Genomic DNA, 787 nt, shown 5'->3' with positions numbered 1-787 from the left:
GCCTTCGGGATTGATCGTGCCTTGTACGCGAGTGACTTCGGTCGACTTCAGGCAAGGGCCACCCAAATACACTTTGGCGATACCGCCAGGTGCCAGGCCAACAATCAGCAGCTTTCGGTAATCCGTAATCCATTTACCATCTGCACCACAAAAGGCCCTTTCACCCTTGAGCATGGTGGTTCGAGCTGACTCGGGGATTTCAATGTACGCTTCGTAGGTCTGCGGCTCGGCCAGCGACTGCCAGCGCACATAGACCAAACGAGGGAGATCAGCGCCTCTTACATGTCGGCCACTCCCGCCCGGATGTGGGGGCCATCCTTTGGGCTTTCCGAGAAATTTCGTCGGTATGCCTTTACTGAACGCTGTCGGATACCCGGTCGATACGATTCCGCTGCCTGCACCGCGGAATACTCGCTCATTGATATCAACGACATCCGCCGTTTCGATCCAGGCTTCCATGTAGGCAGGACCAAAAAAGTTGAGCTTCCACGCGTCATAAGGCAGTGACCGACCAAGGCCCTTGGTGCATCCCCCCAAGAGCAACGCCAATAACATTGCAACACTCGCTTTAACTGCGGGTGAGTTCTTAAACATTGGGATATTCCAGTGGTCGTGGTTTCTGGTGATTGTTCATGGATTACCAGGAGCCATAGGGAATACCGAACTGGTTGATGTAGGCTTTGGATTCTTCTGAAAGGGGTCGATGTTTTCCGTTGGAGGTGCCGCCGTAAGGTTTGGATTCTTCTGAAAGGGGTCGATGTTTTCCGTTGGAGGTGCCGCCGTAAGG

Annotated in this window: 1 protein-coding gene; it reads right to left on the bottom strand. The window is 53.7% G+C overall.

Annotated elements, in window-relative coordinates; genetic code table 11:
* Positions 1-594: DUF2931 family protein (locus AC1DH9_RS30120; protein WP_427540525.1), on the bottom strand; the 594-nt coding region annotated here is incomplete at its 3' end.
* Positions 595-787 lie beyond the last annotated feature (193 nt).

Source organism: Pseudomonas sp. 05T35 (assembly GCF_056396605.1).
Note: the sequence above shows the minus strand (reverse complement) of the source record. Positions and strands in the feature narration are given on the sequence as shown.